Origin of the sequence: Pseudomonas sp. NPDC089407 (assembly GCF_044900445.1) — a bacterium.
GTDB lineage: Bacteria > Pseudomonadota > Gammaproteobacteria > Pseudomonadales > Pseudomonadaceae > Aquipseudomonas.
The window spans coordinates 2,810-3,617 of sequence record NZ_JBJDNB010000066.1; the positions used below are offsets into that span (position 1 = coordinate 2,810).

The 808-nt window shown below is 57.2% G+C and carries 2 protein-coding genes and 1 pseudogene; all 3 read left to right on the top strand.

Annotated features, from left to right (window positions below; translation table 11 throughout):
• Positions 1-199 (top strand): annotated as a pseudogene (locus ACI2KG_RS28870) (50S ribosomal protein L2); the annotation flags it as partial.
• A 16-nt stretch (positions 200-215) separates the two neighbouring features.
• Positions 216-491: a 30S ribosomal protein S19 gene (rpsS, locus tag ACI2KG_RS28875; protein ID WP_010486981.1), complete on the top strand. Its 276-nt coding sequence runs from the start codon at positions 216-218 to the stop codon at positions 489-491.
• 11 nt (positions 492-502) lie between these two features.
• On the top strand, positions 503-808 hold a 306-nt coding region (gene rplV, locus ACI2KG_RS28880), incomplete at its 3' end, for a 50S ribosomal protein L22 (protein ID WP_404664231.1).

An 808-nucleotide genomic window follows, 5' to 3' on the forward strand; every position in this document is an offset into this window, starting at 1 on the left:
AGGTGCCAAACGCTGGCGCGGCGTTCGCCCAACCGTTCGTGGCGTTGCCATGAACCCGGTTGACCACCCACATGGTGGTGGTGAAGGTCGTACCTCCGGTGGTCGTCATCCGGTATCGCCATGGGGCTTCCCAACCAAGGGTGCTAAAACCCGTGGTAATAAGCGTACCGACAACATGATCGTCCGTCGTCGCAAGTAACTAGAGGGATACGACAGTGCCACGTTCTCTGAAAAAAGGTCCTTTTATCGATCTTCACCTGCTGAAGAAGATCGAAGTGGCGGTGGAGAAGAACGATCGCAAGCCAGTTAAAACCTGGTCGCGTCGCTCGATGATCCTGCCACAAATGGTCGGTCTGACCATCGCGGTTCACAACGGTCGCCAGCATGTTCCAGTTCTCGTGAACGAAGACATGGTCGGCCACAAACTGGGCGAGTTCGCCGGTACCCGCACCTATCGCGGGCACGTGGCTGACAAGAAAGCCAAGCGTTAAGGGGTAAGGAAATGGAAGTAGCCGCTAAGTTGTCGGGCGCTCGCATCTCCGCCCAGAAAGCCCGCTTGGTCGCCGACCAGATCCGCGGGAAGAAGGTGGGCGAAGCGCTCAACCTGTTGGCCTTCAGCAGCAAGAAAGCCGCTGAAATCATGAAGAAAGTCCTCGAGTCGGCCGTAGCCAACGCCGAACACAACGAAGGCGCAGACGTTGATGACCTGAAGGTCTCCACCGTCTTCGTCAACGAAGGGCGTTCGCTGAAGCGCATCATGCCACGTGCCAAAGGCCGTGCTGATCGCATCGTCAAGCTGTCTTTCCAT